This window comes from Allomuricauda sp. d1 (assembly GCF_039592695.1).
In the GTDB taxonomy this organism is placed as follows: domain Bacteria; phylum Bacteroidota; class Bacteroidia; order Flavobacteriales; family Flavobacteriaceae; genus Flagellimonas_A.
This window is the reverse complement of the sequence record NZ_JBBUTK010000003.1, coordinates 267678-292835: the sequence shown is the minus strand read 5'-3', so window position 1 is coordinate 292835 and position 25158 is coordinate 267678. Positions and strand designations below refer to the sequence as shown.

Annotated in this window: 28 protein-coding genes; 16 read left to right on the top strand and 12 right to left on the bottom strand. The window is 43.3% G+C overall.

Translation table 11 applies throughout. From position 1 onward, the window contains the following. Positions 1-7 precede the first annotated feature (7 nt). The 4 genes from AAAH86_RS13115 (at position 8) to AAAH86_RS13100 (ending at position 2501) form a co-directional block, all read left to right on the top strand. The gene (locus AAAH86_RS13115) at positions 8-901 is read left to right on the top strand and encodes a YitT family protein (RefSeq protein WP_343488100.1); all 894 of its coding nucleotides are present in this window, start codon (positions 8-10) and stop codon (positions 899-901) included. A gap of 77 nt (positions 902-978) precedes the next feature. Beyond that, a complete protein-coding gene (locus AAAH86_RS13110) occupies positions 979-1368 on the top strand; it encodes a hypothetical protein (RefSeq protein WP_343488099.1) in 390 nt (129 codons plus the stop codon). 38 nt (positions 1369-1406) lie between these two features. Then, positions 1407-1769, top strand: a complete 363-nt coding sequence (locus AAAH86_RS13105) for a hypothetical protein (protein ID WP_343488098.1) — start codon at positions 1407-1409, stop codon at positions 1767-1769. Positions 1770-1874: 105 nt separating this feature from the next. Beyond that, positions 1875-2501, top strand: a complete 627-nt coding sequence (locus AAAH86_RS13100) for a thioredoxin family protein (RefSeq protein WP_343488097.1) — start codon at positions 1875-1877, stop codon at positions 2499-2501. Here AAAH86_RS13100 and AAAH86_RS13095 read toward each other — a convergent pair. From AAAH86_RS13095 to AAAH86_RS13075, 5 genes are all read right to left on the bottom strand, one after another. Further along, positions 2484-3203: a hypothetical protein gene (locus AAAH86_RS13095; protein WP_343488096.1), complete on the bottom strand. Its 720-nt coding sequence runs from the start codon at positions 3201-3203 to the stop codon at positions 2484-2486. The genes AAAH86_RS13100 and AAAH86_RS13095 overlap by 18 nt on opposite strands. Before the next feature lie 66 nt (positions 3204-3269). Continuing rightward, complete coding sequence (truB, locus tag AAAH86_RS13090) at positions 3270-3977, bottom strand: tRNA pseudouridine(55) synthase TruB (protein ID WP_343488095.1); 708 nt, start codon at positions 3975-3977, stop codon at positions 3270-3272. A gap of 17 nt (positions 3978-3994) precedes the next feature. After that, positions 3995-4789 (bottom strand): undecaprenyl-diphosphate phosphatase, encoded by a 795-nt coding sequence (locus AAAH86_RS13085; protein ID WP_343488094.1) that lies wholly within the window; start codon positions 4787-4789, stop codon positions 3995-3997. Between the two features lies 1 nt (position 4790). After that, positions 4791-5060 (bottom strand): DUF3098 domain-containing protein, encoded by a 270-nt coding sequence (locus AAAH86_RS13080; RefSeq protein WP_343488093.1) that lies wholly within the window; start codon positions 5058-5060, stop codon positions 4791-4793. Between the two features lie 95 nt (positions 5061-5155). Next, positions 5156-6034, bottom strand: a complete 879-nt coding sequence (locus AAAH86_RS13075) for a permease-like cell division protein FtsX (protein WP_343488092.1) — start codon at positions 6032-6034, stop codon at positions 5156-5158. A gap of 155 nt (positions 6035-6189) precedes the next feature. On the opposite strand from AAAH86_RS13075, the gene AAAH86_RS13070 reads away from it, so the two are divergent. The 7 genes from AAAH86_RS13070 (at position 6190) to AAAH86_RS13040 (ending at position 13773) form a co-directional block, all read left to right on the top strand. Further along, positions 6190-9255 (top strand): class I tRNA ligase family protein, encoded by a 3066-nt coding sequence (locus AAAH86_RS13070; RefSeq protein ID WP_343488091.1) that lies wholly within the window; start codon positions 6190-6192, stop codon positions 9253-9255. Positions 9256-9310: 55 nt separating this feature from the next. After that, positions 9311-9565, top strand: coding sequence for a SemiSWEET transporter (locus AAAH86_RS13065; protein ID WP_343488090.1), 255 nt, complete (start codon positions 9311-9313; stop codon positions 9563-9565). A gap of 145 nt (positions 9566-9710) precedes the next feature. After that, positions 9711-10811 carry an alanine dehydrogenase gene (gene ald, locus AAAH86_RS13060; RefSeq protein WP_343488366.1) on the top strand — a complete coding sequence of 367 codons (1101 nt, stop codon included), beginning with the start codon at positions 9711-9713 and terminating at the stop codon, positions 10809-10811. A gap of 286 nt (positions 10812-11097) precedes the next feature. Then, on the top strand, positions 11098-11796 hold the full coding sequence (locus tag AAAH86_RS13055) for a zinc metallopeptidase (protein ID WP_343488089.1): 699 nt from the start codon (positions 11098-11100) through the stop codon (positions 11794-11796). Between the two features lie 101 nt (positions 11797-11897). Then, positions 11898-12485, top strand: a complete 588-nt coding sequence (locus AAAH86_RS13050) for a Crp/Fnr family transcriptional regulator (RefSeq protein WP_343488088.1) — start codon at positions 11898-11900, stop codon at positions 12483-12485. Between the two features lie 89 nt (positions 12486-12574). Next, positions 12575-12946: a hypothetical protein gene (locus AAAH86_RS13045; protein ID WP_343488087.1), complete on the top strand. Its 372-nt coding sequence runs from the start codon at positions 12575-12577 to the stop codon at positions 12944-12946. 2 nt (positions 12947-12948) lie between these two features. Further along, complete coding sequence (locus AAAH86_RS13040; RefSeq protein ID WP_343488086.1) at positions 12949-13773, top strand: oxidoreductase; 825 nt, start codon at positions 12949-12951, stop codon at positions 13771-13773. Here AAAH86_RS13040 and AAAH86_RS13035 read toward each other — a convergent pair. Genes AAAH86_RS13035 through AAAH86_RS13025 form a run of 3 tightly spaced genes read right to left on the bottom strand, consistent with a single transcriptional unit; the run spans position 13763 to position 16251 of the window. After that, positions 13763-14233 carry an Lrp/AsnC ligand binding domain-containing protein gene (locus AAAH86_RS13035; RefSeq protein ID WP_343488085.1) on the bottom strand — a complete coding sequence of 157 codons (471 nt, stop codon included), beginning with the start codon at positions 14231-14233 and terminating at the stop codon, positions 13763-13765. The genes AAAH86_RS13040 and AAAH86_RS13035 overlap by 11 nt on opposite strands. Positions 14234-14273: 40 nt before the next feature. Then, positions 14274-14858, bottom strand: a complete 585-nt coding sequence (locus AAAH86_RS13030; protein WP_343488084.1) for a DUF1287 domain-containing protein — start codon at positions 14856-14858, stop codon at positions 14274-14276. A 19-nt stretch (positions 14859-14877) separates the two neighbouring features. Next, positions 14878-16251 (bottom strand): saccharopine dehydrogenase C-terminal domain-containing protein, encoded by a 1374-nt coding sequence (locus tag AAAH86_RS13025; RefSeq protein WP_343488083.1) that lies wholly within the window; start codon positions 16249-16251, stop codon positions 14878-14880. 79 nt (positions 16252-16330) lie between these two features. Here AAAH86_RS13025 and AAAH86_RS13020 point away from each other — a divergent pair, with 79 nt between their 5' ends. Both AAAH86_RS13020 and pckA read left to right on the top strand, forming a co-directional pair. After that, a complete protein-coding gene (locus tag AAAH86_RS13020; protein WP_343488082.1) occupies positions 16331-16711 on the top strand; it encodes a DUF423 domain-containing protein in 381 nt (126 codons plus the stop codon). A gap of 72 nt (positions 16712-16783) precedes the next feature. Beyond that, positions 16784-18400, top strand: a complete 1617-nt coding sequence (pckA, locus tag AAAH86_RS13015; protein ID WP_343488081.1) for a phosphoenolpyruvate carboxykinase (ATP) — start codon at positions 16784-16786, stop codon at positions 18398-18400. A gap of 50 nt (positions 18401-18450) precedes the next feature. Here the strand turns inward: pckA and AAAH86_RS13010 are convergent, their stop codons facing one another. Genes AAAH86_RS13010 through AAAH86_RS13000 form a run of 3 tightly spaced genes read right to left on the bottom strand, consistent with a single transcriptional unit; the run spans position 18451 to position 21520 of the window. Then, a complete protein-coding gene (locus AAAH86_RS13010) occupies positions 18451-19194 on the bottom strand; it encodes a uroporphyrinogen-III synthase (RefSeq protein ID WP_343488080.1) in 744 nt (247 codons plus the stop codon). Positions 19195-19199: 5 nt separating this feature from the next. Continuing rightward, positions 19200-19856 (bottom strand): DUF4271 domain-containing protein, encoded by a 657-nt coding sequence (locus tag AAAH86_RS13005; RefSeq protein WP_343488079.1) that lies wholly within the window; start codon positions 19854-19856, stop codon positions 19200-19202. Next, a complete protein-coding gene (locus tag AAAH86_RS13000) occupies positions 19853-21520 on the bottom strand; it encodes a glycosyltransferase family 39 protein (protein WP_343488078.1) in 1668 nt (555 codons plus the stop codon). The genes AAAH86_RS13005 and AAAH86_RS13000 overlap by 4 nt, the downstream gene beginning before the upstream one ends. Before the next feature lie 116 nt (positions 21521-21636). On the opposite strand from AAAH86_RS13000, the gene AAAH86_RS12995 reads away from it, so the two are divergent. From AAAH86_RS12995 to AAAH86_RS12985, 3 genes are read left to right on the top strand one after another with little or no spacing between them, the layout of a single operon-like run. Continuing rightward, positions 21637-22368: a polyprenol monophosphomannose synthase gene (locus AAAH86_RS12995; RefSeq protein ID WP_343488077.1), complete on the top strand. Its 732-nt coding sequence runs from the start codon at positions 21637-21639 to the stop codon at positions 22366-22368. After that, positions 22365-23699 (top strand): dihydroorotase, encoded by a 1335-nt coding sequence (locus tag AAAH86_RS12990; protein WP_343488076.1) that lies wholly within the window; start codon positions 22365-22367, stop codon positions 23697-23699. Before AAAH86_RS12995 ends, AAAH86_RS12990 begins: the two co-directional genes overlap by 4 nt. Before the next feature lie 3 nt (positions 23700-23702). Next, positions 23703-24161, top strand: a complete 459-nt coding sequence (locus AAAH86_RS12985) for a DUF4296 domain-containing protein (protein ID WP_343488075.1) — start codon at positions 23703-23705, stop codon at positions 24159-24161. On the opposite strand, the gene AAAH86_RS12980 is transcribed toward AAAH86_RS12985, so the two are convergent. Continuing rightward, positions 24109-25125 carry an NAD-dependent epimerase/dehydratase family protein gene (locus AAAH86_RS12980; protein ID WP_343488074.1) on the bottom strand — a complete coding sequence of 339 codons (1017 nt, stop codon included), beginning with the start codon at positions 25123-25125 and terminating at the stop codon, positions 24109-24111. The genes AAAH86_RS12985 and AAAH86_RS12980 overlap by 53 nt on opposite strands. Positions 25126-25158: the final 33 nt, after the last annotated feature.

Here is a 25158-nt window from a genome sequence, read left to right as displayed (position 1 = left end):
TGTAGATATGAAAGTGGGCAAACAACATACAACAAAACCATTTCAGAACATCAACTACAAGTTGGTGCTGAAAGACTGGTTTTTTATCACTTCTGGTATTTTTACAGCCGCCTTTGGGCTGGAGGGATTTCTATTGCCCAATCAGTTTATTGATGGTGGCGCTACCGGAATTTCATTGCTCATAGCAGAAACTTCTTCGCTTCCATTGTATTTATTGGTCATTTTGGTCAACATGCCCTTCGTTTTGCTCGGTTTTAGAGTAATTGGCAGAAATTTTGCCATAAAAACCACAATAGCTATCATGGGTTTGGCATTGGTACTTGCCACCATAGATTTCCCTGAAATTACAGAAGATAAGTTATTGGTTGCGGTATTTGGAGGCTTTTTTCTTGGAGCAGGAATCGGACTTTCTGTGAGAGGGGGCAGCGTCATAGACGGAACCGAAGTACTGGCAATTTTCTTGAGCCGCAAACTCGGAACGACCATTGGCGATATCATCGTATTGGTCAATATTCTGGTGTTTTCTGCCGCTGCCGTACTGCTGTCAGTAGAAACGGCACTATACTCGATGCTTACCTATTTGGCGGCTTCCAAAACATTGGATTTTGTAATTGAAGGTATCGAAGAATATACAGGTGTAACCATCATTTCGCACCATAGTGAGGAGATACGTGCAATGATTATCGAAAGATTAGGTCGTGGATTGACGATATATAAAGCCAAAGGAGGATATGGCAAACAAGGCTCCCACAATGAATATGATGTCATATTCACGGTCATCACACGTTTAGAAATAAGGAAATTGAACATTGAAATTTCCAAAATTGACCCCAAAGCCTTCGTGGTCATGAACAAAATCAACGATACCCGAGGGGGCATGATTAAAAAGCGTTCACTCTAAGTCTATAAAATTCCCCTTTTAAATAGAACTCTTCTTTTATAGGTCGAGACTTAAACATTTATAATTCAAAGAAGGATATGGGGAAAAATGCTAAGAAAAGAAAAAGCAGTGCTTCTCAGTTTCTTGATTTAGACGTAAATGTTGGTCAAAGAATTGATAATGAGAATACTGAATTGGTAATAGGAACTAAAGTCAAAATTTCTGAACCTTCAAATCGATATTATCAATACATCTTCAGCACACTTGATTTTCAAAAAATAAAGCTCACTGATTTGTCGCATTTAGTCGATTTAGAAGGAGCAGATACCAAGGTGAGTGGAATCATCATAATGGCCAGTGGAGAAAGCATAGCCATTGTTCGGCGAATCGATGGATTGCCCTTTTACGAAAATTGCTTAAAAATATACGTTGATCGAAACAAAGTGATTGATTCTGGAGAGTTAAAAATAGTATCAAATAAATTTTAGAAGATAAAAATTTCAATTAGTAGATAAATAAGTAAATCATGAAGAAACTAAATTTTTTACCAGCCGCGCTTTTTGCGATTGTATTGATGGTCCCTTTTTTTGGCTCAGCCAAAAAGACCGAATCATGTTGTGAAGAAGATTTATCAGTAAAGAGCACTGTTTTAAATATTGAAAATGAAAAAGTACTGAAAGAAGAGATTGTTTTTGTAGAAGATGAAGAGGAAATTGATTTAGGTTTTGATACGGCCTATTATCTGCCATACGATTTTGACGCCTATTCAGGTATGCAACTTGAGGTATATGAAATAGAGTATGTGGAAGAGTGTGAGACAAAAGACGACTTCAGAGTCGATTTTCAAAAATACCTTCCCAAAAATTTCAACCCCTATGTGGGACAGTAGCATCGATGATTCACTTTTTATCATAAAATACCGTCCGAAAGGATAAAAGTCAGGTTTTATGTGAAACAACGACTTTAGTTTTGTCAAAAAATAGAAGTGTTAGGTATGTCTCTAGAAAATAAGGAAAAAACAGATGCTCTAATTATAAACGACCGCGTGCAGTCGGCATTGACCTATTCTGAATATCGCGATTTGGTTTCAGAACTGGCAGGGAACGGTGCCACTACCGGCCTAGAACAAAAAGAATCGCTGATAGAGTATACTTTGTTGAACAACAGGCGTATGGCCCGTTGGGACAAAACCTTGAAGATTCCTGTTGAGGTAACCAAAAAAATCAAAGCATTGAACCGCAAAGTGCTCTGGTTGGTATTGACCGAGAGCTGGTGCGGTGATGCTTCCCCAGCATTACCGGTGATGAATAAACTGTCGGAGATAAACCCCAATATCGACCTTAAAATTTTGCTTCGCGATGAAAATCTTGAACTCATGGACCGATTTTTGACCAATGGCTCAAGGTCAATCCCAAAACTTATCGTTGTTGACAAACAAACGGAAGAGGTAATCGGCGAATGGGGGCCTCGGCCATCCGTAGCCACCAAAATGGCAGAAAACTATAAAAAAGAGCACGGTGTGCTGACCCCTGAGTTCAAACAAGACCTACAGGTATGGTACAATAAAAACAAGGGGCAAAATATTCTCAAAGATTTGGTGCAACTACTTGCTCTGAAATAGGTACGTGATGGTGCCCAACTGCTTTGACTTGCTATCACTGCTAAAGCGTGCTTTGAGGGCATAGGCGATGGCATTTTCAATGAGGCAATAGTCATTGGTGCTCGAGCTTTTTTCGTTGAAACTGGCGTCAACCACATTGCCAAGGGCATTTACTTCAATATTGATGACCACTTTGCCCCCACGGATACAGGTGTAGATGGGCGGCGGCAATTCATAAGCATTTCGATTCACCAAAGAAAACGAAATCGTGGTTCTACGCTCAGAAAGGTTTTGGGTGTACTCTTTTTTCTTGGCATCTCGCTCGCCCAATTTTTGTTTTTTCTCCTCACGTTTTTTTGCCAATTCCTTTAAGCTCGCTGCATAGCCGGCATCATTGCTCAAAAAATCTTTTTGCGATTCGTTGGCTTGACGCTCCTCCATCAATTCTTCCAGCGTTTTCAAAGGTTCAGGATTGCCGACATTGGGCTTGGCGGTTTCATTAAAGGCTCGATGGGTCTTTATGGGGTCGTTTTGGGCAATTTCTTCCAGTTTACGCTCCTCTTCTTTTAAGATTTCTTCAAGGTCTTCTTCCGTTAGCGCCATTTCAATGACATACTCATCTTCTTGCTTAGCGCCTAACTGTATGCTATAGGCCAAAAGCACGATGATTGACATCGAAAAGATAGTAATGATCAGTGATAACTGCTTCCGGTTTAAGCTCATAGTGCTATAATAACCCCAAATTTGGAAAAATATTTTGTGTTCCCATACTGGAAATCCCACAAAAACTTAGCCAGTTTCCATCAATTTTTCGTTAAACACGTGGGGAGTTACAGCATTATCTACGTTGTAACTACCTATTTTGGTTCTTCTGAGGGCCGATAAATAAGCACCTGAATTCAGTGATTTTCCAAAATCATGTGCCAATGAACGTATGTAGGTGCCCTTACTGCAGACGACCCTAAAATCCACTTCAGGCAGTTCGAATCGGGTGATTTCAAATGCTGAGATTTCGATGGTTCTCGATTTCACCTCTACTGTTTTACCTTCACGTGCAAGTTCATACAAGCGTTTACCATCCTTTTTAAGAGCGGAAAAAACAGGGGGTATTTGTTCTACCTTACCCAAGAATTTTTGTGCTGTTTCTTCAACCAATTTTTTGTTGATGTGGTCTGTCGGAAAAGTGGCATCGATTTCAGTTTCCAGATCATAGGAAGGGGTGGTGGCCCCCAAGTGAAACGTGCCCGTATATTCTTTGGGCTGCCCCTGCAATTCAGGAATCCTTTTGGTGAATTTGCCGGTACAGATGATCAAAAGCCCCGTGGCCAGTGGATCCAACGTGCCCGCATGACCAATTTTGAACTTTTTGTTCAAATCAAATTTCTTTCGAATGGCCCACTTGATTTTGTTGAGCGCTTGAAAAGAGCTCCATTCATGGGGTTTGTCAATAAGCAGTACTTGGCCTTCGAGAAACGCTTCTTTTGTTTGGGTAATCATCTCGGTAAGCTACTAATTTATCCCCAAATGCTCCAGGCAATGGCAATCAGCCCGATGATAAAACAATAGATAGCAAAATAGGTCAGCTTGCTCTGGCGCACCAATTTGATCATCCAGGTACAGGCAGCAAGTCCAGCGATAAAGGCGGCGATAAAACCCGCCCCCATGGCCATGGTATCATCGCCCTGAAAATTGATTTCTCCGCTTAAAATATCCTTGGCCACTTTCCCTAGAATCAAAGGAACGACCATCAAAAATGAAAACCGTGCAGATTTTGACTTGTCAACGCCCAACAATACGGCAGCTGAAATTGTGGCCCCACTTCTAGAGATACCCGGCAGCATGGCGACCATTTGGGCCATGCCAATGATAAAGGCACCGCGGTACGAAACCCCTTTTTGAGTGGTTCTGGCCATATCGGCCAAATAAAGCAAAATGGCAGTAATGATGAGCATAATGCCAACAATGATGATGGCACCGTCAAAAAAGACTTCCATATAATCTTGAAGAAAAAAGCCGACCAAAGCCGCTGGAATCATCGAGATAATAATCTTTAGTGAGAATTGCGTTTCTTCATTCCATTTGAACTGGAACAGTCCTTTCAGAATTTGGAGGACATCCTTCCGAAACACCACCAAGGTACTCAAAGCCGTGGCAAAATGGAGCACAACGGTAAAAAGCAGGCTCTCTTCAGGCAGGGCTTCAGAACCGAGAATGGCCTTGCCCAATTCTAAATGACCACTGGAGGAAACCGGCAAAAATTCGGTGAGGCCCTGAATGATGCCCAAAATGATGGCGTCAATAATATCCAACCTAATCTTTCTTTTTGTTCGGATTCAACAAAATGGCGTAAATCTGAATGCCCAAACCAATCAACACCAAGGTGGGCGCCAAGCGAATTCTTCTAAAGTTGTAGATGTCGGGATTGAACACATTGGGGTCGTCACTGCCCCCACCGCTCATCAAAATGAACCCCAAAATGATAAAGGCCAAACCGATAAAAAGAAACGTATAATTTTTCTTTTGAAAGATAAACTCTCGTTTTTGCTTTGGCTTTTGGGACTGCTTGTTCTTTTTGCTCATGGCGCAAATTTAGCAAAGTTTCCTTCGACTCCGCTCAGGATGACAGCTTATTGTGTTCTTGATATGGCCGTACAACAAATTCCAACACTTTACTTTTAGTAGTACAAATCATCCGTTCGAAGATTGAGAAACCGTTGCGTGGCAAAATGGGTGCTGACCCATGAGATGACAATGCCCAAAATGAACACCCCCAAAAAAAGACTGACCAACAGCACCACATCTTGAAAGAGGTTGAGCTCAGGAAAATTCTTGTCCACATAAAACAGCAGCACTGTCAGTGCAATCAATGCGAGCAATGCCCCGAGCATGCCCAGCTTGATATTGGTGGCGATAAATGGTTTTCGTATAAAGGTTTTGGTTGCCCCGACCATCTGCATAGTCTTGATAATGAATCGTTTGGAATAGATGGACAATCGTATGGAACTGTTGATGAGCAACACGGCGATCAGGGTGAATGCAGCACTGGCAATCAAAATCCACAGGCTTATTCGTTTCACATTGTCGTTGAGCAAGGCAATCAACGGTCGGTCATAGCTCACCTCTTCTACATAACTTTTTGCCGAGATTTCTGTGGCGATACTGTCCAATTGTTGGGGCGAGACGAAATCGGCCCTTAAATTGATATCCACGGAGTTTTTCAGGGGATTGTACCCCAAAAATTCCTCAAAATTTTCACCGATATCCTCGCTGTACTGTTCAGCGGCATCCTCTTTTGACACATAGGTGGCCGATTTGGTGTATTCGGCCATCACCAAACTTTTTTGTAACTGGTCGATTTCCACCGGTTTGGCAGAATCCTTTAAAAATACCGAAATGGTGATCTGTTCCTTAAAATGGTCGGCAAGCTTTTTGGTGTTCAGTACCAACATCCCCAAAATGCCCAATAAAAATAACACCAAAGCGATGCTCAAAACCACTGAAAAATAGGAGGAAATCAACCGTCGTCGCTGGTATCGTTCGATGTACTGGCTCATACTCGGTAAAAATAGAAAAGTAATACCAATTCTAAATTCGAAATCGGCCAAAGAAAATGAAATTTTTTATCGGTCTATTTTGAATTGGGAATCGGTATAGCTGATTTTATGGGGATTACCCCTATTTTTGCCCCTTATAAAGATTTGCACTGGGCATGGAATACAATTTCAGGGATATAGAAGAAAAATGGCAAAAGAAGTGGGCAGAAAAGGAACCCTTCAAAGCTGAAAATGATTCGGACAAGCCGAAGTACTATGTGTTGGATATGTTCCCCTATCCCTCTGGCGCGGGCTTACACGTTGGGCATCCACTGGGGTACATCGCCAGTGACATCTATGCCCGTTACAAAAGGCACAAGGGTTTTAATGTACTGCATCCCCAAGGGTATGATTCCTTTGGACTTCCTGCGGAACAGTACGCCATTCAAACTGGGCAACACCCTGCCATTACGACGGAAGAAAATATCAAGACGTATCGTCGCCAATTGGACCAACTCGGATTTTCTTTCGATTGGAGTCGAGAGGTGCGCACCTCTGACCCAAACTATTATAAATGGACACAGTGGATTTTCATCCAACTCTTCAATTCGTGGTACAACAACGATTCGGACAAGGCGGAAGCCATTGAAGATTTGGTGGCCCGTTTTGAAAAAGAGGGAAACAGCAAAATAAATGCTGCTTGTGACGATGACACCCCAACTTTCTCCGCCGAAGAGTGGAAGCAATTTTCAGAGGCGGACAAGCAACGCATACTCTTGAAATACCGCCTCACCTATTTGGCCGATGCCGAGGTCAATTGGGTGCCCGCTTTGGGTACGGTGCTCGCCAATGACGAAATTGTGAACGGGGTTTCTGAACGTGGTGGCCACCCCGTCATTCGTAAAAAAATGACACAGTGGATGATGCGCATCACGGCCTATGCCCAACGCCTGTTGGATGGTTTGGACACCATCGATTGGCCCCAACCGCTCAAGGACATTCAAGAAAATTGGATTGGCCGTTCTGAGGGAGCCGAAGTTCAATTCAGAATTCAGAATTCAGAATTCAGAATTTCCGTATTTACCACCCGCCCCGATACCATTTTTGGGGCCTCATTTATGACCTTGGCGCCTGAACATGAATTGGTCGAAAAAATCACGACCCCAGAGCAAAAAGCTGAGGTTGAAGCCTATGTTGAAGCGACCGCCAAACGCTCCGAGCGCGACCGCATGGCTGATGTCAAGACCATTTCAGGAGTGTTTACGGGAGCGTACGCAAAGCATCCATTCACCAAGGAACCCATTCCGATATGGATTGGCGACTACGTTTTGGCGGGCTATGGCACGGGTGCGGTGATGTCCGTTCCCTGTGGTGATCAGCGTGATTACGATTTTGCCAAGCATTTTGGCATCGACATCCCCAATATTTTTGAGGGGGTCGATATTTCTGAGGAAGCCTTTGCCGATAAGGCGAACACGGTGATTGCCAATTCCGATTTTTTAAATGGATTGAATTATCAAGAAGCTATTCGAAAGGTCATCGATGAACTCGAAAAAATCGGTCAGGGCAAGGGCAAAATCAATTACCGATTGCGTGATGCGGTCTTTAGCCGGCAACGGTATTGGGGTGAACCCTTCCCCGTGTATTATGACGCAGATGGACTCCCACAAATGCTAGACGAGGAGCATTTGCCTTTAAAACTTCCTGAAGTAGAAAAGTATCTGCCCACCGAAACCGGTGAACCACCCTTGGGCAATGCCACACATTGGGCTTGGGATACAAAAAACAACAAAGTAGTTTCTAATGACCTTGTCACCCTGAGCGCAGTCGAAGGGTCAGACAAGGACAACGGAATTTACCCCCTCGAACTCAACACCATGCCTGGCTGGGCGGGCAGTTCGCAGTACTTCAATCGCTATATGGACCCGCACAATGACGAGGAGATTTTCTCCCAAGAAGCCATTGCCTATTGGCAAGACGTGGACCTGTACATTGGCGGAAGCGAACACGCTACAGGGCATTTGCTCTACAGCCGTTTTTGGCAAAAATTTATGTTTGATAAGGGCTATGTGCCTAAACCAGAGTTTGCCAAAAAATTGATCAACCAAGGTATGATTACGGGAACGAGTGCTTTTGTGTACAGAACAAAACCATCTCTAATTATTAGTAATAAATACGAACATGATAACAGGAAGTCTTTTCATGATTTATTAGAAAAAATACCTGACATATTTATAACTAAAAATTATATTGAAAAGAATTTTAAAATTGAACGAAAAGTAAATTTTGCAAAAGGAAAATTTCCAGAAATAAAAGAAATTTGGAATTCCTTCAATGAGTATAGTCTTAATCTAGATTCTGAGGGATTATTATTTGAAATACACAAACTTCACGCCGATGTTTCCTTGGTCAACTCTTCTGATGAATTGGACATTGAAGCCTTTAAAAAATGGCAACCCGAATACAAGGATGCAGTCTTTATTTTGGAAGATGGCTCCATTTATGATAGAAATTCCCCGCTTGAGGGGGGAGAAAGGGGGGTGTACAAAGTGGGTCGCGAGGTCGAAAAAATGTCCAAATCCAAATACAATGTGGTGAATCCCGATGACATCGTAGAAGATTATGGGGCCGATTCGCTACGGTTGTACGAAATGTTTTTGGGTCCCTTGGAACAAAGTAAACCATGGAACACCGCAGGCATTACGGGCGTACATTCCTTCCTCAAAAAACTCTGGAAGTTGTATTCCTCCCTTGAGGGGGGTGTTGACTCCGAGCCAACTAAAGAGAGTCTTAAGACCCTTCACAAAACCATCAAAAAGGTGGAGGAAGACATCGAGAACTTTAGTTTTAACACCTCGGTCTCAACTTTTATGATCTGTGTGAACGAACTGACGGCCCAAAAGTGCACAAGTCGAGAAATTTTGGAGCCTTTGGCCATTTTGGTATCCCCTTATGCCCCACACATTGCCGAAGAGTTGTGGGAGAAACTGGGCCACTCAGAATCCATTGCCTATGCACCCTTCCCGAAATTTGAAGAAAAGTATTTGGTGGAAAGCACAAAAGAATACCCGATTTCCTTTAATGGCAAGATGCGCTTTAAGATGGAGCTTCCGACCGATATGGACAGAGAGGCCATTGAGGAAGCCGTCATGGCTCACGAGCAGACCGCGAAATATCTAGAGGGTAGAACCCCAAAGAAAGTCATTGTGGTACCTGGTAAGATTGTGAATATTGTTGGCTAAATTGCGAACAACGTGAAGCAATCTGGTGAAGATTGCTTCGTTTCACTCGCAATCTATGCCAACCATCGAAATTTTAGGCCTTATAGCGGCCGCTTTGACGACCTCTGCATTTGTTCCTCAGGTGTACAAAGCGTGGAAATACAAATCCACAAAAGATATTTCATTGGTCATGTACCTCGTTTTCTTGATAGGTATCATTCTTTGGTTCATCTATGGCATTGCCATCAACAGTCTCAGTATGGCTATCGCCAATGGAGTGACCATTATTTTAGCCCTAGCAATACTGATAGCCAAAATTAAATTCAAATAATTTTTAAGAACACCCCCTAAAATTGGAGGGGTTTATTAAGAATAACTCATTATTTTGAAGAGTAGCCCCTACATTTCATCGATTTTAAGTTTCAAAATTGATTATTTTGGTCCATTTTTGAAGTATCAACATAAAAATGAGTATTATGACCATCGGGGTGCCCAAAGAAATCAAAAACAATGAAAGCCGTGTGGGTATGACCCCTACGGGAGTTTACGAAATCACAAAAAACAATCATACCGTTTACATACAATCAACCGCTGGCGAAGGCAGCGGTTTTTTTGATAAGGATTATCAAGCTGTGGGAGCTGAAATACTTCCCACCATTGAAGAAATTTATGCGAAAAGTGAGATGATCGTAAAGGTCAAAGAGCCCATCGCCCAAGAATATCCGTTGGTTCGTGAAGGACAGATTGTTTTCACGTACTTTCATTTTGCTTCGAGCGAACCGTTGACAAAGGCGATGATTGAGAGCAAATCCATTTGTATTGCGTATGAAACGGTTGAGGATGAGGAAGGTACGCTTCCACTGTTGACCCCAATGTCAGAGGTGGCGGGACGGATGGCCATTCAGCAAGGGGCCAAATATTTAGAAAAGCCTGCCAAAGGAAGAGGGGTTTTGTTGGGTGGTGTTCCCGGGGTTGCTCCTGGAAAAGTGTTGATATTGGGTGCAGGAACCGTAGGCATTCAGGCTGCAAAAATGGCAGCTGGTTTGGGTGCCCATGTAACCATTATGGATGTAAACATGAAACGCTTGCGTTATGTAAACGATGTGATGCCGAATCATGTGGTAACTGACTTTTCCACGGAGTTGAGCATCCGAAAGCATATCAAGACGCACGATTTGATTGTGGGTGGAGTCTTATTAAAAGGGGCCAAGGCACCCAATTTGATTACCCGTGATATGTTGAAAGAAATGCGCCCCGGCACGGTTATCGTTGATGTTGCTGTAGATCAAGGTGGATGCGTGGAAACCACGAAACCAACAACCCATGAAGACCCTGTGTATATTATTGACGATGTCGTGCATTATTGCGTAGCGAACATGCCCGGGGCCGTACCCTACACATCCACCATTGCGTTGACCAATGTGACGCTTCCGTATGTGTTGAACTTGGCAAACAAGGGTTGGCGAAAAGCATGTGAAACGGATAAATCACTCGCAGAAGGACTAAATATCATCGAAGGCGATGTAGTCTATAAGGAAATCATGGAATCCTTCGATTGGGAACCGATATTGAACTAAACTTATCACCTAAAAGAGATATGTTTGATTCCGACTGAAAGTCGGCTGAAGATTTAATCATAGGTGTAACCTATTAACCCAATAACGAATAACCCTCAATCGGAAAATACTAAAGTATTCGCCTAAAGGCGAGGGATTTTCTCCGATAGAGACATTAAAGTACATTTTGTCAGTATAACAAGACCCTACACACTGTGGCGGGGTTTTTGCTTTCAAAAGCATAGTGCCCTTCCTGCGAAGGCGGGAATCTTTGTATTTTTATTGATGAATTTAAATTAGAAAACTTATGATGACCTATTATATATTGATTGGAGCTATTGCCTTGGTGAGCTGGTTGGTCAGCAACCGATTGAAAAGTAAGTTCAGAAAATACTCCAAAGTACAACTGCAAAATGGCATGAGCGGTGCCGAAATCGCCCAAAAAATGCTGGACGATCATGGCATCCGTGATGTTAAGGTTATTTCGACGGCGGGAATGTTGACAGACCACTACAACCCAAAAAACAAGACCGTGAATCTTAGTGAGGGTGTATACAACCAACGCAATGCCGCAGCAGCTGCAGTTGCCGCCCACGAAGTTGGCCATGCCGTGCAACACGCACAAGCTTATGAATGGTTGACCATGCGCTCTAAATTGGTTCCCGTGGTAAGCGTGACCTCAAGCATGAGTACTTGGATAGTATTTGGTGGTATTGCGCTAATGGCGACCAATGCACTGGGTGGAATTGGTTTTTATGTGGCTGTCGCCGGATTGGTGATGATGGGTTTTGCGACCCTGTTCAGCTTTGTTACGCTACCTGTGGAATATGATGCCAGTAATCGGGCATTGGCGTGGCTAAAACAAAAAAATATCGTGACCCAGCAAGAATATGCGGGTTCTGAAGATGCCCTAAAATGGGCCGCACGAACCTATCTCGTAGCTGCCTTGGGTGCCTTGGCTTCACTGCTCTACTGGGCATGGGCCGTTTTCGGCGGAAGGGATTAATTATCGTATTCTGCCTGTCACCCTGAGCGCAGTCTATGGGAAAGCACTAATTTAAAGGGATAGACCTGCTCTTTTGGGCAGGTTTTTTTAATTTTAGCGGGATGGAAGATTTTCAAAACCTCTTCGCCAATATCGAGCGCTACGTCACCTTGACCGAGAACGAGAAAGAATGGATTTCGTCCATTACTACCGTAACCAGAATCAAACGGCGACAGTTTATTGACCAACCACGTTTTGTGAGCCAATACCGCAACTATGTGGTAAAGGGGTCTTTTCGTTCCTTTTATTTGGATGCGGAGGGAAAAGAGCACACGGTACAGATTGCCATGGATGATTGGTTTGTCAGTGATTTTTACAGTTATATCACCCAAACTCCCGCCACTTTGTTCGTCGAGGCGTTGGAAGATTCCCTTATCCTTCAAATGGCTTATGATGACATCGAGCCGTTGTGCCGTGAGATGCATGCTTTGAGTGAATATTTTCGGGTCACCACCGAGCGTGCTTTTGCTTTCTCAAGAAAAAGAGCACTCTCAAACTTGAGCAAGACCGCCGAGGAACGGTTCTTGGAACTACAGGAGCGCTATCCAGAAATGGTACAGCGGGTTCCGCAAAAAGTCATTGCTTCCTATTTGGGGATGACCCCCGAGTTTTTGAGTAAAATCCGAAAGAAACTTGCAATCGAATCTTGAACTGGTTCAAGTACTTTTCATAATCTAGGTTATTTTCTTAGGAGCAATACCTATCGAACTTTGCTTCATTACTAATTAAATCTAAGATTATGAATACAGTTATAAATGTAGTTTTTTGGATTTTGGGCGTGTTGATGCTCATTTTTGGTCTAAACAAGTTCTTGGGTTTTATTCCCGTTGAACCTCCCGCAGACCCGATTGCACAACAATTCTTGGGCACCATGTTCAGCAGCTACCTTTTTGTGGTGGTGGCTTTGGCTGAGATTTTGGGCGGAGCACTTTTGTTTATTAAAAAAACACGTTTTTTGGGCTGGCTCGTTTTGGCACCTGTAATTTTCAACATTGTAGCCTTTCACGTGGCACATGACTTTATCGGTAACGGAATCTGGCTGTTGCCCTCCTTGTTGTTTTTGGTAACGGGTTATTTTCTTAAAGAGAAACTTGAATTTTTAAAGCTTTAAGGATGGATAAAAAAGTTTGGTTGATTACTGGAATTTCCAGCGGATTGGGAAAAGCATTGGCAGAAGCCGTTATGAATGCTGGGGATTATGTCATTGGAACGTTTAGGAAAGATGCACAAATCGAAGCCTTTAATCTTGTGAACAGAGGAAGGGGTCATGCCATTTTTCTGGATGTTACTGACCACGAAAAGATTGAAAAAGTCGTGTCGGATATAAAACGCATCGATGTGCTGGTCAACAATGCTGGTATCGGATTTATCGGTGCGGTAGAGGAAACCAGTACCGAAGAAACCCGAACCGTTTTTGAGGCCAATTTCTTCGGTGTGCTAAAGATGACCCAAGCGGTATTGCCAAAGATGCGTGCCCAAAACAGCGGTCATATCGTGCAGATTTCCTCACATGGCGGTATCAAGGCTTTCGCCGGATTCGGTATTTACAATGCCAGTAAGTTTGCTTTGGAAGGATTTTCAGAAGCGTTGGCACAAGAAGTGGCACCATTGGGCATTAAGGTTTCGTTGATAGAACCGGGCCCTTTCCGTACGGAATTTGCTAGCAGTGGTCTTCCCGAAGCAAAGAAGGTTATCTACGATTATGCAGATACCGCAGGGGCATTTCGTTCAAAACTAAAGGGAGTGCACGGAAAACAAGAGGGCGACCCGAAGAAAGCTGCTTTGGCCATCATTGATTTGGTGAATGCTGATAATCCCTCATTACGGTTGCCTTTGGGAAAAGTGCCCTTAATGACCATTCAGATGAAACTGGACAGTGTCAAAGCTGATTTGGAATATAACCGTGAGGTGGCGGAAAATGTAGTTTTTAAATCGTAATCTGCCGGTCAATCTGCTGGTTGAGCGAAATAAAGGTTTCCGTTCGTGAGACCCCTTCTATGTGTTGGATTTTTTTGTTGAGCAACTGCATCAGGTGCTCATTGTCTTTGCACAAAACTTTGATGAGGATGGACCAATTGCCCGTGGTATAATGGCATTCCAGCACTTCGGGAATTTTTTCCAGTTCCTTGACCGCCCGTGGGTTGCTCATGGCCTTATCCAAAAAAATACCGATATAGGCCATAGTGGTATAGCCCAACACCTTGGGGTTGATGACAAATTTGGAACCCGAGATGAGTCCGGAAGCTTCGAGCTTTCGCAATCGTTGATGGATTGCCGCTCCCGAAATTCCTATCTGACGGGCAATCTCCAATATCGGTTTTCGGGCATCCTCCATCAAAAACCTTAAGATTTTTTTGTCGATTCCGTCTATTTTGACCAAAGTGTTCGAGTTCTTCATGAGGTTGATTTCAATTCGAAACTAAATTACGTTTTATCCTTTAAAAAGGCAGGTAGCGGTAATGACCAATGATTTTATAGTCAAAAAGACAATCCTGCAAAACTTGGCCTGCACCTATGTTGTGAACGATGAGGTTTCTTTTGCTGTCAAATGATTTTTTATCGACTACAATTCCGATATGGGTCATGCCATTGGGTAACCGCCAGCTCACAATATCTCCTGGCAAATAATCCTTTGCGTCGTCGCTAATAAGTTTTTCTGCACCTTTTCTCTTGAAAAATAGCATGAGGTTGGGTACTCTTCTATGGTCAATATTTTTATCAGTGGATTGCAATCCCCAGATTTTTGGATATTCATCAAAATGGGCCTTCATGTCCTCATGCACTTCTTTCTGCAAATCGACCCCCATTTTTCGGTAGGCCCGAATGATGACATCGGTACAAACTCCCTTATCGCTGGGCACATCACCATTAGGGTAGTCAATGGAAATATAACTCGGGTCATAGGTAACGTCTTGCTTTGTCAACGCTAAGGCACTATCAGATAGGCTTTTCTCAAGGATGGCACTTTGTGCAAAGCCAAGATTGGCAATAAAAAGAATCGCTATACAAATGAAACACCGCACACCTCAAAGGTAAGCGATATCAGCTGGCCACCGAATCTGGGTTGTAGCCCAAGTACGGAGTCTCAAATTCATTGAAAATTATGCGATGCTCTTTCAGCTCAGATAGAATGGGCGAGTAGACCTCTTTTGAAATGGGAATCTGTACGCCCGGCGTCTTGATTTTACCGTTCAGAATGTTCAAAGCGGCCATGGCCACGGGCAGCCCGACCGTCTTCGCCATGGCGGTGTGGGTACGGTCTTCACCGATGACCACCATGTTGGCATCGATTTGTTTGCGTTTTCCGTTCAGTTCGTAGCCAAACTTATGGTACATGACAATCATGTCTTTTTCGCCTTCCTTTAACGTCCAACTGTCCTCTAAAATATATTGCAGCATCTGGGCGGGTGTTGCATTTTTCAACGGAATGGTTTTCTTGGGATTGAACAAATCCAGTTCCATCAGCTTTCCCCAGAAAATATCATCTTGATCGATTTTGAGATAATGGCGCAGTTTCAGTTCCACAGAATCGGTCGGGGAGTAGGGCAGAAAGAGATTCACAAATTCGCGGTACGACATTCCCTCAGAATTTTCAACTGTATAGCTGTCATCGGTCATGCCCAATTGCACAAAAATGTTCCACGCCTTTGAAAAACCCACCCTGCGCATGGTGCCCCGATACAGGGTCAGAGCATTTTCGAGGCCATAGGCCTTACGATAGTTCAACGAATCACGATTGGCGTAGGCCTCAAAGGTGCCATAGCCCTCCACATCCAAAAACTCCGTACGACGGAACAATTTATGGTAGGGAATGTACTTGTACGTGCCCTCTTGAATAAATTTGGCGGCACCGCCCTGGCCCGCCAAGACCACATTTCGAGGATTCCATGTGAATTTGTAGTTCCAGAGGTTATTGTCACTTTCAGGGGCAACAAGGCCACCGGTAAATGACTCAAACAACAACATTTTACCGCCTTTGGCGCGAATACGGTCAATGACCTCCATGGCGCTCATGTGGTCGATACCGGGATCGAGACCGATTTCGTTCATGAATACGAGCCCCCTATTTTTGGCTTCTGCATCTAATTTTTTGATGTCTTCGCTTACGTAAGAAGCCGTCACCAAGTGTTTTTTGAATTCAATACAATCTTCAGCGACTTTGATATGCAGTTTTGGCGGCAGCATTGATACTACGATATTTGCATTTTCTACTGCTTTTTTACGCGCGGTATCCTCAAAAATATCCAAAGCAATAGCTGTGGCATTTTGATGGTTTTTGATGTTATCGGGAATAAGTTCTGGGCGGAGGTCACCCAAGGTCAAATGTAGTTTTTCCGATGTTGATTTTTCCAAAAGATAGTCCAGAAGATATGAAGTGGATTTACCCGTTCCCAATACCAAAATGTTGCGCACCATGTGTTTTGCTTACTTTTACTTTGACGAAAAACGAAGGTATCAAATTGTTATATTTTTATAGGATAGACACACTTTAGTTATGAACAAAACAATTTTACTCACAGGACTTGTATTTGGTGTTTTGGCCATTGTTTTGGGTGCCTTTGGTGCGCATGGGCTCAAAAAGGTGTTGACCGTAGATGAACTCAGTTCCTTTGAGACCGGGGTAAAATATCAAATGTACCATGCGTTGTTTTTGATGTTATTGAGTATACTTTCTTTAAATGCAGCAACCAAGAAACCAGTCTTTTACTTGATTACTTTTGGAGTGATTTTATTCTCTTTTTCAATTTATTTGCTTGCCACAAGGACTGTAACGGGAATTGACTTTAGAAAGATTGGCTGGATAACACCCATCGGTGGACTTATGTTGATTTTAGGATGGGGCTACCTGTTTTTTGCCGTTTTGACCAAAAAATGAAACATTCCGCCTTTTTGACAAGGCTATGGAAGCACATTTTTTTAGCTTTGTACCAACCTTAAAATCAATTTTATGGGAACGACTGCCCAAGCAGCGAAAACGATTTCGTTAAAAGTATACGGAATCACACACGACAATGTTAAATACCAACTTTCCTCCGATGAATTGCATCGCATCACGTTAGAAAAAGGCATGGGCCAAGAATCATCTTTAGGAGCCCTCGCTGTGAATACCGGTGAGTTCACTGGCCGATCACCACAAGACCGTTTTATTGTAAAAGATGAGATTACCGAAGACAAGGTTTGGTGGGGCAACATCAACATCCCGTTTGAACCATCAAAATTCGATGCGCTCTATGATAAGGTAATCGCTTATCTGAATGAAAAGGAGTTGTTCGTTCGTGATGCTTATGTCTGTGCTGACCCTGAGTACCGAACCAATATTCGGGTCATCAATGAATATCCGTGGTCAAATATGTTTGCCCACAATATGTTTTTGAGGCCAACCGAATCAGAATTGGCCGGTTTTGACCCGGAATGGACGGTGGTCAATGCTCCGGGATTCAAGGCCGACCCAGAAAAAGATGGTACCCGCCAGCACAACTTTGCCATTTTGAACTTTACAAGAAAAATCGCACTTATCGGTGGAACAGGTTATACGGGCGAAATCAAAAAAGGTATTTTTTCGGCATTGAATTTTATACTTCCTGTGGATAAAAGTGTGCTGCCCATGCACTGTTCGGCAAATTTGGGAGAAGATGGCGACACGGCCATTTTCTTTGGATTGTCAGGAACGGGAAAAACCACACTTTCAACAGACCCTGACCGAAAATTGATCGGGGATGATGAACATGGGTGGACGCCCAAAAATTCCGTTTTTAATTTTGAGGGAGGATGTTACGCCAAGGTCATCAACCTTTCCAAAGAAAATGAACCCGAGATTTATGGGGCCATCAAAAAAGGGGCAATTTTAGAAAACGTAATTTTGGATGACGACGGCAATGTTGATTTCGAGGATACCTCAATTACCCAAAACACACGTGTCAGCTATCCAATCTATCATATCGACAATATTCAAGAGCCTTCCATCGGAGAGAACGTCAAGAATATTTTCTTTTTGACTGCGGATGCCTTTGGGGTACTGCCCCCGATTTCAAAACTGACCCCGGCACAGGCGGCGTATCACTTTATTTCGGGCTATACGGCCAAAGTTGCCGGTACCGAAGCTGGTGTGGTCGAACCACAGCCATCGTTTTCAGCCTGTTTTGGCGCTCCTTTTATGCCGCTGCACCCAGCAAAATATGCTGAGATGTTGAGCAAAAAGATGAAAGAAGCGGGTGTTGATGTTTGGCTCATCAATACTGGGTGGACAGGTGGGCCCTACGGCGTGGGCACCCGTATGAAGTTAAAATATACCAGGGCGATGATTACGGCAGCATTAAGTGGCGAATTAGGACTGTACAGCTACGACACCTATCATATTCATTCTGTATTTGGGGTGGCACAACCTCGTGAATGTCCTGGTGTTCCGACCAGTGTTTTGAGTCCGCGTGCCACTTGGAACGATGATCAGGCCTACTACACAACGGCCTTCAAGTTATCCAACGCTTTTCGAGAGAACTTCAAAAAATTTGAGTCGTACGCCAGTGAAGAGATTCGGCGGGGCGGCCCGCAGCGGTATGCCTTTTAAAACAAGAAGCCCCGTCGATCGACGGGGCTTCTTGTTCATTCTTGTGCTAGTTACTTGTTCACATCAGAGATGTATTTCTGAAGTGCCATCGTCATTGACGGGGTTTCGGGTGTCGGTGCCTTGATATCGATTCGAAGTCCGGCATCGGTCGCGGCATTCACCGTGCTATTGCCAAAAACAGCGATACGGGTATCGTTTTGCTTGAAATCGGGGAAGTTTTTGAACAGCGATTCGATTCCTGATGGACTGAAAAAGACCAATACATCATAGTACACATTGCGTAGGTCTGAAAGGTCACTGACCACGGTTTTGTAGAAAATACCGCGTTTCCAATCCAGATTTAGTTCATCCAAGACTTTAGGAATCTCAGGTTTCAGAACATCAGATGAAGGTAAGAGAAACTTCTCATCCTTATACTTTTTGAACATGGGAATCAGGTCGCCAAACAATCTTTTGCCCACGTATATTTTTCGTTTTCTGTAGACCACGTATTTCTGCAGATAGTAAGCGACCGCTTCTGACTGGCAGAAATATTTCATGGTGTCGGGCACCTTAAAGCGCATTTCATCGGCCAACCTAAAGAAATGGTCCACTGAATTTCTGCTGGTCAAAATAATCGCCGTGTAATTGTTGAGGTCTATCTTTTGCTGTCTGACGCTTTTGGCATCAACGCCTTCGACATGAATGAAAGGCCTGAAGTCTACTTTTACCTTTTCTTTTTCAATAAGTCGCGAGTAGGGAGAGTTTTCCATTTTCGGTTCTGGCTGCGACACCAAAATCGTCTTTACCTTCATAAGCTTCAGTCTTTTAGATAGCTTCCTAAAATCACCAAGGGTGCGATTTCGAGAGCGCAAAGGTACAAAATAAAATAGAAAAGATGACCTAAAATCAACTTTTGATGATTCTTCAAGAGATTTGTAAATCCTATGAGATTAATGGCCAAAACCATCAAAATAGTGATATAGACCACTGATTTTGAGCCGTAGAATACGTATACCAATAAAATGTTCGAGATAAAGACAAAGATGCTGCTGTGGTTAAAATACGACAGCTTGTTGAACATGATGTTGAACACAAGTTTCTTGGTATTGAAGATATAGGCTTTTGCCAATTGCATGGTGATTTTTAGTATATGAAATGTGACCAAAACGCCCAGAATGACCAAGAATAGCATGGGGCCGTTATTCCGCACATTATCGAAAAAAAGTTGTTGTGCCAAAAAAAGAAACAGGGCATAGTTCAGCAACTGAAAAACCGACATAAAGATATTGAACGAACTGGCCCACTTTCCCTTTTTGCCATAGAGAAAGATATACTTGTTGTTGAATGGCAGCACTATAAAATTGATGAACCGCGTTTGGTAGAAATATTTGCCCAGCACAAACACCAAAAGCCCCAAAAGAATCACAATGGTGATCCAATCTTGGGTTTCGATAGTTCTCAATTCTGGGTTCATGATTTTATTTTGATGGATGGACTGTTGATGCCAGGCTGCAACCCATTTTCTGATATCCCAAATTTAACATACGCCGCGTCTTCAACGTTTTGTTGGGGCAATTTGTACAGAACCTCTAGGGTATCTTTTGACTTCAACGTTTCGGGGATGCTATGTTCTGAAATCGGAAGCTGGGATTTCTTCAACAATTGTTTGTACTCGTTCAGGTAGGCCATAAACAGTCTCAGTTTGTCAAAATCGATGTCTTCGTCATACGGATTGTAGATTTTGACCGAAATCTCTGTTTTGTTTAAATCAATAGGCTTTTCCTGTAGAATACATTCCAGTTTTCTGAACGACTCAAAATCCCTCCTGAAAAAACCATAATCTACCGTGCCGTCGGGATGGCTGTAGTTGATATCGCCTTTTTTTGCATATTGGGTCACATAGACAATGTTTTTGTGCTGAACCTTGGTCTCTGAGCTGTCGATGGAATATTGGTTGAGCCTAAAATGGATGTTGTTCAAAGAAAAAGTGGGAACATCTGTGTAAAAGGCATACATCGATGCCCGTCGGTACGAATTCTCGAAAACCACTGGCACACCATTTGATTTTTCTCTCAGTTCGTTGGTCCATTCTTTGTTGCCATGCGTTTCGTAATGAACAGGAAACAAGGGTTCATAGACCAACCCTACTCTTGCAAAAAGCAAGATGGCACAGCTCACAATTGCCAGGCGAAAAACCCATCTTACATTGATTTTTTGCGCTGTGATGAAGCGATGGGTGAGAATGGCCATGGGCACGCAGATAACCACAACCCATTGGGTCTGAACACGTCTGTCAAAACTCGACACAAAGAAGAATACTATAATGCCGAGACTCAAATAGACCAAGGCTTTCACAAAAAGGTCCTTGCTTTTCAGGTTCTTGAAAAGTGCCCAATAGAACCAAACGAACAACAACCCAAAAATGATGATAAGGTTCAAGAAATACCCCAAGGTGAACTCAGCAAAATCATAGGCGTGATTGGGGCGTTCAAAAAGGTGGTATTTGATGGTCACAAAATCATAGTGGTAGAGCCATAAAATATGGGGCAGGTAACATACGAGCGATACGAATACGGCCAACCAGGCGTGTTTGTTCAATACAAGTTTCCAATTTGAAACGATGACAAAGACAATGACCAAGACCGCATGGTATTTGCTGTACATGAGCCCCGCCATTGATAATCCCAAAAAAATGGAATAAACTACAGTGGGCTCGCCCAAAAACTTTCGGTAACAATACAGAAAAAGAGCAGTGAAAAAGAGCAGTGGTGTATCGGGCAGGGTTAAAAATCCATAAGCGTTGAACAAGGGCATTGAAAACAACAAAGCGGCCAACAACCAAATCTCGGTATTTTTCTTCGGCTTGCCGACCATAGACCATATCAAGACATAAGTGCCAACACTAAGCAAACAGCTTATGAAGCGCACCCCGAGTTCGCCGTCAAAAAGTTTGCTCGAAATCTTTATCATCAGGGCCACCATTGGGGGGTGGTCAAAATAGCCCCAAGCCAAATTTTGGGCATAATACCAATAGTAAGATTCGTCGTAAATGAGCTGGGTGAAATGGCTCTGCAAAAGATTCAATATGAACAATGCCCCCAACAATAGCAGAAAAAGTTTCGGAAACCTTTGGGCCATGAATTGCTTTTGGTGGTCAAAGTTACGAATTTGAAGGTATGATTTTTCTTTGCGGAAATGCATCCCTACTTTCAAACCCGTTTAAAGCTGTATTTTTGCTGCTGCAATTGTTTACCATGGCCGTAGGTTTAGTCATCATACCCACTTACAACGAAATTGAGAATATCGAAGCGATAATCAATACGGTTTTTGACCTAAAAAAAGACTTTCACATCTTGGTCGTCGATGACAATTCACCAGATGGCACGGCTGCCAATGTGCGAGAGCTTCAAAATCAATACCCTGACAAACTGTTTTTAGAAGTGCGCATGGAGAAATCCGGACTTGGCACTGCCTACATCCATGGATTCAAATGGGCGCTTAAACGAGATTACGAGTATATTTTTGAAATGGATGCCGATTTTTCGCATCGCCCCGCCGACCTGCTCCGCCTGCACCGTGCCTGTTTGAACGGGGCCGATATGTCAATAGGTTCACGGTATAAAAGGGGGGTGAACGTGGTCAATTGGCCATTGTCGCGCATTCTGCTCTCTTACGGAGCTTCATTTTACGTCAAGATCATTACGGGCATGCGCATTCATGACCCGACCGCTGGTTTTGTCTGCTACCACAGAAAAGTTTTAGAGGCCATTGATTTGGATGCTGTTCGCTTTGTCGGATATGCCTTTCAGATTGAGATGAAGTACCGGGCCTATCTCAAGAAGTTCAAGATTGAGGAAGTGTCCATCATTTTTACCGATCGGATCAACGGAAAATCAAAAATGAGCTCCAGTATCATTTGGGAAGCTATTTACGGGGTCATCGGCATGCGCTTGAGAAGCTTATTTTCTAGAAACAGTTTTAGATGAAGAAAACACTGCTAAAAAATGCGAAATTGGTCAATGAGGGCCACATTGTTGAGAGCGATGTGCTCATCAAGGGCGATACCATAGAAAAGATTGTAGCTGACATTTCAGATGAACATGCCGAGACCATTGATTTAAAAGGCGATTTTTTGCTGCCGGGCATCATTGATGATCAAGTACATTTTCGTCAGCCCGGCCTTACCCACAAAGGCGATATCGCCAGTGAAAGCAGGGCAGCTGTTGCAGGTGGCATCACATCGTATATGGAACAGCCCAACACCAACCCCCAAACGGTGACCATCGAGCGGTTGGAAGAGAAATTTGCCACTGCCGCCAAGACTTCTTATGCCAATTACTCTTTTTTGTTCGGGGGCACCAATGATAATTTGGAAGAAATCAAACGATTGGACAAGAATGCCTGTTCGGGAATAAAACTGTTCTTGGGGTCGTCAACGGGCAATATGTTGGTCGATGATGATGCGGTCATTGAAAAGATTTTTTCAAATACTGAAATGGTCATCTCAGCCCATTGTGAAGATGAAGATACCATCAGAAAGAACTTGGCAACTTACAAAGAGCGGTATGGCGATGACATTCCCGTAAAATATCATGCAATAATACGCAGTGAAGAAGCGTGCTATCTATCTTCTTCAAAAGCAATCCGATTGGCAAAAAAAACAGGGGCCCGATTGCATGTTTTTCATTTGTCGACGGGAAAGGAAACCGATTTGTTCCGTAATGATATTCCTTTGAAAGAAAAGAAAATCACCGCTGAGGTCTGTATACACCATCTTTGGTTTTCTGAAGTGGATTATGAGGAAAAAGGGACATTGATCAAGTGGAATCCCGCGGTAAAAACAGCAAGTGACCGAGCACAACTTTGGGAAGCATTGTTGGATGACCGAATCGATATCGTCGCCACGGATCATGCGCCGCATACGCTGGAGGAAAAACAAAACCCCTACACCAAAGCCCCTTCTGGCGGCCCATTGGTACAACATGCATTGCCTGCCATGCTTGAAAAACACCATCAGGGCAAGATAAGCCTTGAAAGAATTGTTGAAAAAATGTGCCACAACCCTGCCCTGCTTTTTGATGTCGAGAAAAGAGGATTTATCCGTGAAGGTTATTTTGCCGATCTAGTTCAAGTAACTACGGATGCTGCCTGGACGGTCAAAAAAGAAAACATTCTATACAAATGTGGCTGGTCACCGTTCGAGGGCGCTTCTTTCAACTCGAAGGTGATGCGTACCTTTGTCAACGGCCATTTGGCCTATGACAATGGTATACTTTCACAAGAACGAAACGCCAAACGCCTTACCTTTGAACGTTAGCGAATGAGAAGGCTGTTATACTCCATATTGGTGTTCATTGTTTTGGGTTGTGCCGAAGAGGTCATCGAAAAGCCAAAAGATTTGTTGCCCAAAGAAAAGATGGTCGATGTCATCTACGATGTTGCCGTACTTCAGGCGATAAAATCAACCAATAGATCGGTTGCCCAAGAATTTGACAACCAAGTGATGCAGTTGGTCTACAAAATCCACAATATTGATAGTGCCCAGTTTGCAAACAGTGACGTGTATTATGCCTCAATTCCGCAGCAGTACGAGAATATTTACGAGACTGTGCAGGCACGATTGGAAAAGAACAAAGAATTTTTGGAAGAACAAAGAAAGAAAAAGAGCGATAGTGCCAGAGAAGGAGTCAAATCACGCACGGATTCCATCAAAAAAGCCAATCAGCTCAAAAAAGCTGTGGATAGTCTTCCCGAAAAAGACGTGCAGAAAGACGAATAGTTTCCTCCAGTCCCTCAAAATCAACCCCAATGGCATCCTTTACCTTTTTGGCACTATAGCTATCCATCTGATACAGTGACTTGGCCATGTTTTTAGATAAAATCCTCCGCTTTTCAAAGAGATGGGCCCTCGCCCAATCCATCCTCCAAAAAGCTTCAATTTGAAAAAAACTGTATATTTTTTTGGGCGGCTTAACCCCAAGGTTTTTTGCGATTCGTTGCATCATATCAAGAAAAGTCGTGTTCTCTTCGACCAAAACAAAACGCTCGTTTGTAATTTCAGCAGCCATGAGCTTCATCATGACGGCTATAACATCAGAAACTGAAATGAATCCGGTACCCCCAGGCACCGTTTTGTCTCGCTCTTTTGCGGCATGATAAAAGAAGGTTCCACTGCCACTTTTCCAAAAGCCAGGGCCTAGAACCACTCCGGGGTTCACGATAACGGCATCAAGACCCTCTTGCATGCCCCGCCAAACCTCCAATTCTGCATTTCTTTTGGTGGTGGCATACACAGAGGCATTTTTATCGCTCCATTCATTTTGTTCGTCAATAACCTTGCCTTTTAAAGCGGTGCCCAATGCCGCGATTGAACTGACATAGCACAGTTTTTTTATCCCTTTGGCACAGCTCACATTGACCACATTTTTGGTACCCTCGACATTGGTTTTGACCAGTTTTTTGTAGTCTTTTGGGTCAAATGAGATCAAAGCTGCACAATGGTACACCAATTCGATACCGTCCATGGCTTTTTCGAGCCTTGGCACATCGACGATATTGGCTTTGACCCATTGAATGTTTTCATAAACTTTTTTTGGGGAAACCCCATAGTAGGCGAAGATGCGCTCTACCTTTTTGATGGAGTCTTGATTGCGGTACACAGCGCGAACATTGGCTCCGTTCTTTACAAGCTCCAATAAGAGATGTGAACCAATCAAACCAGTGCCGCCGGTTACCAAGACCATAGCTCAAAAGTACTTATTTGGCATTGATTTTTA

Bases quoted from the DNA above. Each gene is read 5' to 3' on its own strand.
- AAAH86_RS13005 (WP_343488079.1), bottom strand. From the start codon at position 19,856: ATGAACCCAGAATTGAGAACTATCGAAACCCAAGATTGGATCACCATT.
- AAAH86_RS13055 (WP_343488089.1), top strand. From the start codon at position 11,098: ATGATGACCTATTATATATTGATTGGAGCTATTGCCTTGGTGAGCTGG.
- AAAH86_RS13075 (WP_343488092.1), bottom strand. From the start codon at position 6,034: ATGAGCCAGTACATCGAACGATACCAGCGACGACGGTTGATTTCCTCC.
- AAAH86_RS13010 (WP_343488080.1), bottom strand. From the start codon at position 19,194: ATGAAGGTAAAGACGATTTTGGTGTCGCAGCCAGAACCGAAAATGGAA.
- AAAH86_RS13080 (WP_343488093.1), bottom strand. From the start codon at position 5,060: ATGAGCAAAAAGAACAAGCAGTCCCAAAAGCCAAAGCAAAAACGAGAG.
- AAAH86_RS13100 (WP_343488097.1), top strand. From the start codon at position 1,875: ATGTCTCTAGAAAATAAGGAAAAAACAGATGCTCTAATTATAAACGAC.
- pckA (WP_343488081.1), top strand. From the start codon at position 16,784: ATGGGAACGACTGCCCAAGCAGCGAAAACGATTTCGTTAAAAGTATAC.
- AAAH86_RS13000 (WP_343488078.1), bottom strand. From the start codon at position 21,520: ATGGCCCAAAGGTTTCCGAAACTTTTTCTGCTATTGTTGGGGGCATTG.
- AAAH86_RS13025 (WP_343488083.1), bottom strand. From the start codon at position 16,251: ATGGTGCGCAACATTTTGGTATTGGGAACGGGTAAATCCACTTCATAT.
- AAAH86_RS13070 (WP_343488091.1), top strand. From the start codon at position 6,190: ATGGAATACAATTTCAGGGATATAGAAGAAAAATGGCAAAAGAAGTGG.
- truB (WP_343488095.1), bottom strand. From the start codon at position 3,977: ATGATTACCCAAACAAAAGAAGCGTTTCTCGAAGGCCAAGTACTGCTT.
- AAAH86_RS13050 (WP_343488088.1), top strand. From the start codon at position 11,898: ATGGAAGATTTTCAAAACCTCTTCGCCAATATCGAGCGCTACGTCACC.
- AAAH86_RS13035 (WP_343488085.1), bottom strand. From the start codon at position 14,233: ATGAAGAACTCGAACACTTTGGTCAAAATAGACGGAATCGACAAAAAA.
- ald (WP_343488366.1), top strand. From the start codon at position 9,711: ATGACCATCGGGGTGCCCAAAGAAATCAAAAACAATGAAAGCCGTGTG.
- AAAH86_RS13020 (WP_343488082.1), top strand. From the start codon at position 16,331: ATGAACAAAACAATTTTACTCACAGGACTTGTATTTGGTGTTTTGGCC.
- AAAH86_RS13065 (WP_343488090.1), top strand. From the start codon at position 9,311: ATGCCAACCATCGAAATTTTAGGCCTTATAGCGGCCGCTTTGACGACC.
- AAAH86_RS13110 (WP_343488099.1), top strand. From the start codon at position 979: ATGGGGAAAAATGCTAAGAAAAGAAAAAGCAGTGCTTCTCAGTTTCTT.
- AAAH86_RS13095 (WP_343488096.1), bottom strand. From the start codon at position 3,203: ATGAGCTTAAACCGGAAGCAGTTATCACTGATCATTACTATCTTTTCG.
- AAAH86_RS13115 (WP_343488100.1), top strand. From the start codon at position 8: ATGAAAGTGGGCAAACAACATACAACAAAACCATTTCAGAACATCAAC.
- AAAH86_RS13045 (WP_343488087.1), top strand. From the start codon at position 12,575: ATGAATACAGTTATAAATGTAGTTTTTTGGATTTTGGGCGTGTTGATG.
- AAAH86_RS13040 (WP_343488086.1), top strand. From the start codon at position 12,949: ATGGATAAAAAAGTTTGGTTGATTACTGGAATTTCCAGCGGATTGGGA.
- AAAH86_RS12980 (WP_343488074.1), bottom strand. From the start codon at position 25,125: ATGGTCTTGGTAACCGGCGGCACTGGTTTGATTGGTTCACATCTCTTA.
- AAAH86_RS12990 (WP_343488076.1), top strand. From the start codon at position 22,365: ATGAAGAAAACACTGCTAAAAAATGCGAAATTGGTCAATGAGGGCCAC.
- AAAH86_RS13105 (WP_343488098.1), top strand. From the start codon at position 1,407: ATGAAGAAACTAAATTTTTTACCAGCCGCGCTTTTTGCGATTGTATTG.
- AAAH86_RS12995 (WP_343488077.1), top strand. From the start codon at position 21,637: ATGGCCGTAGGTTTAGTCATCATACCCACTTACAACGAAATTGAGAAT.
- AAAH86_RS12985 (WP_343488075.1), top strand. From the start codon at position 23,703: ATGAGAAGGCTGTTATACTCCATATTGGTGTTCATTGTTTTGGGTTGT.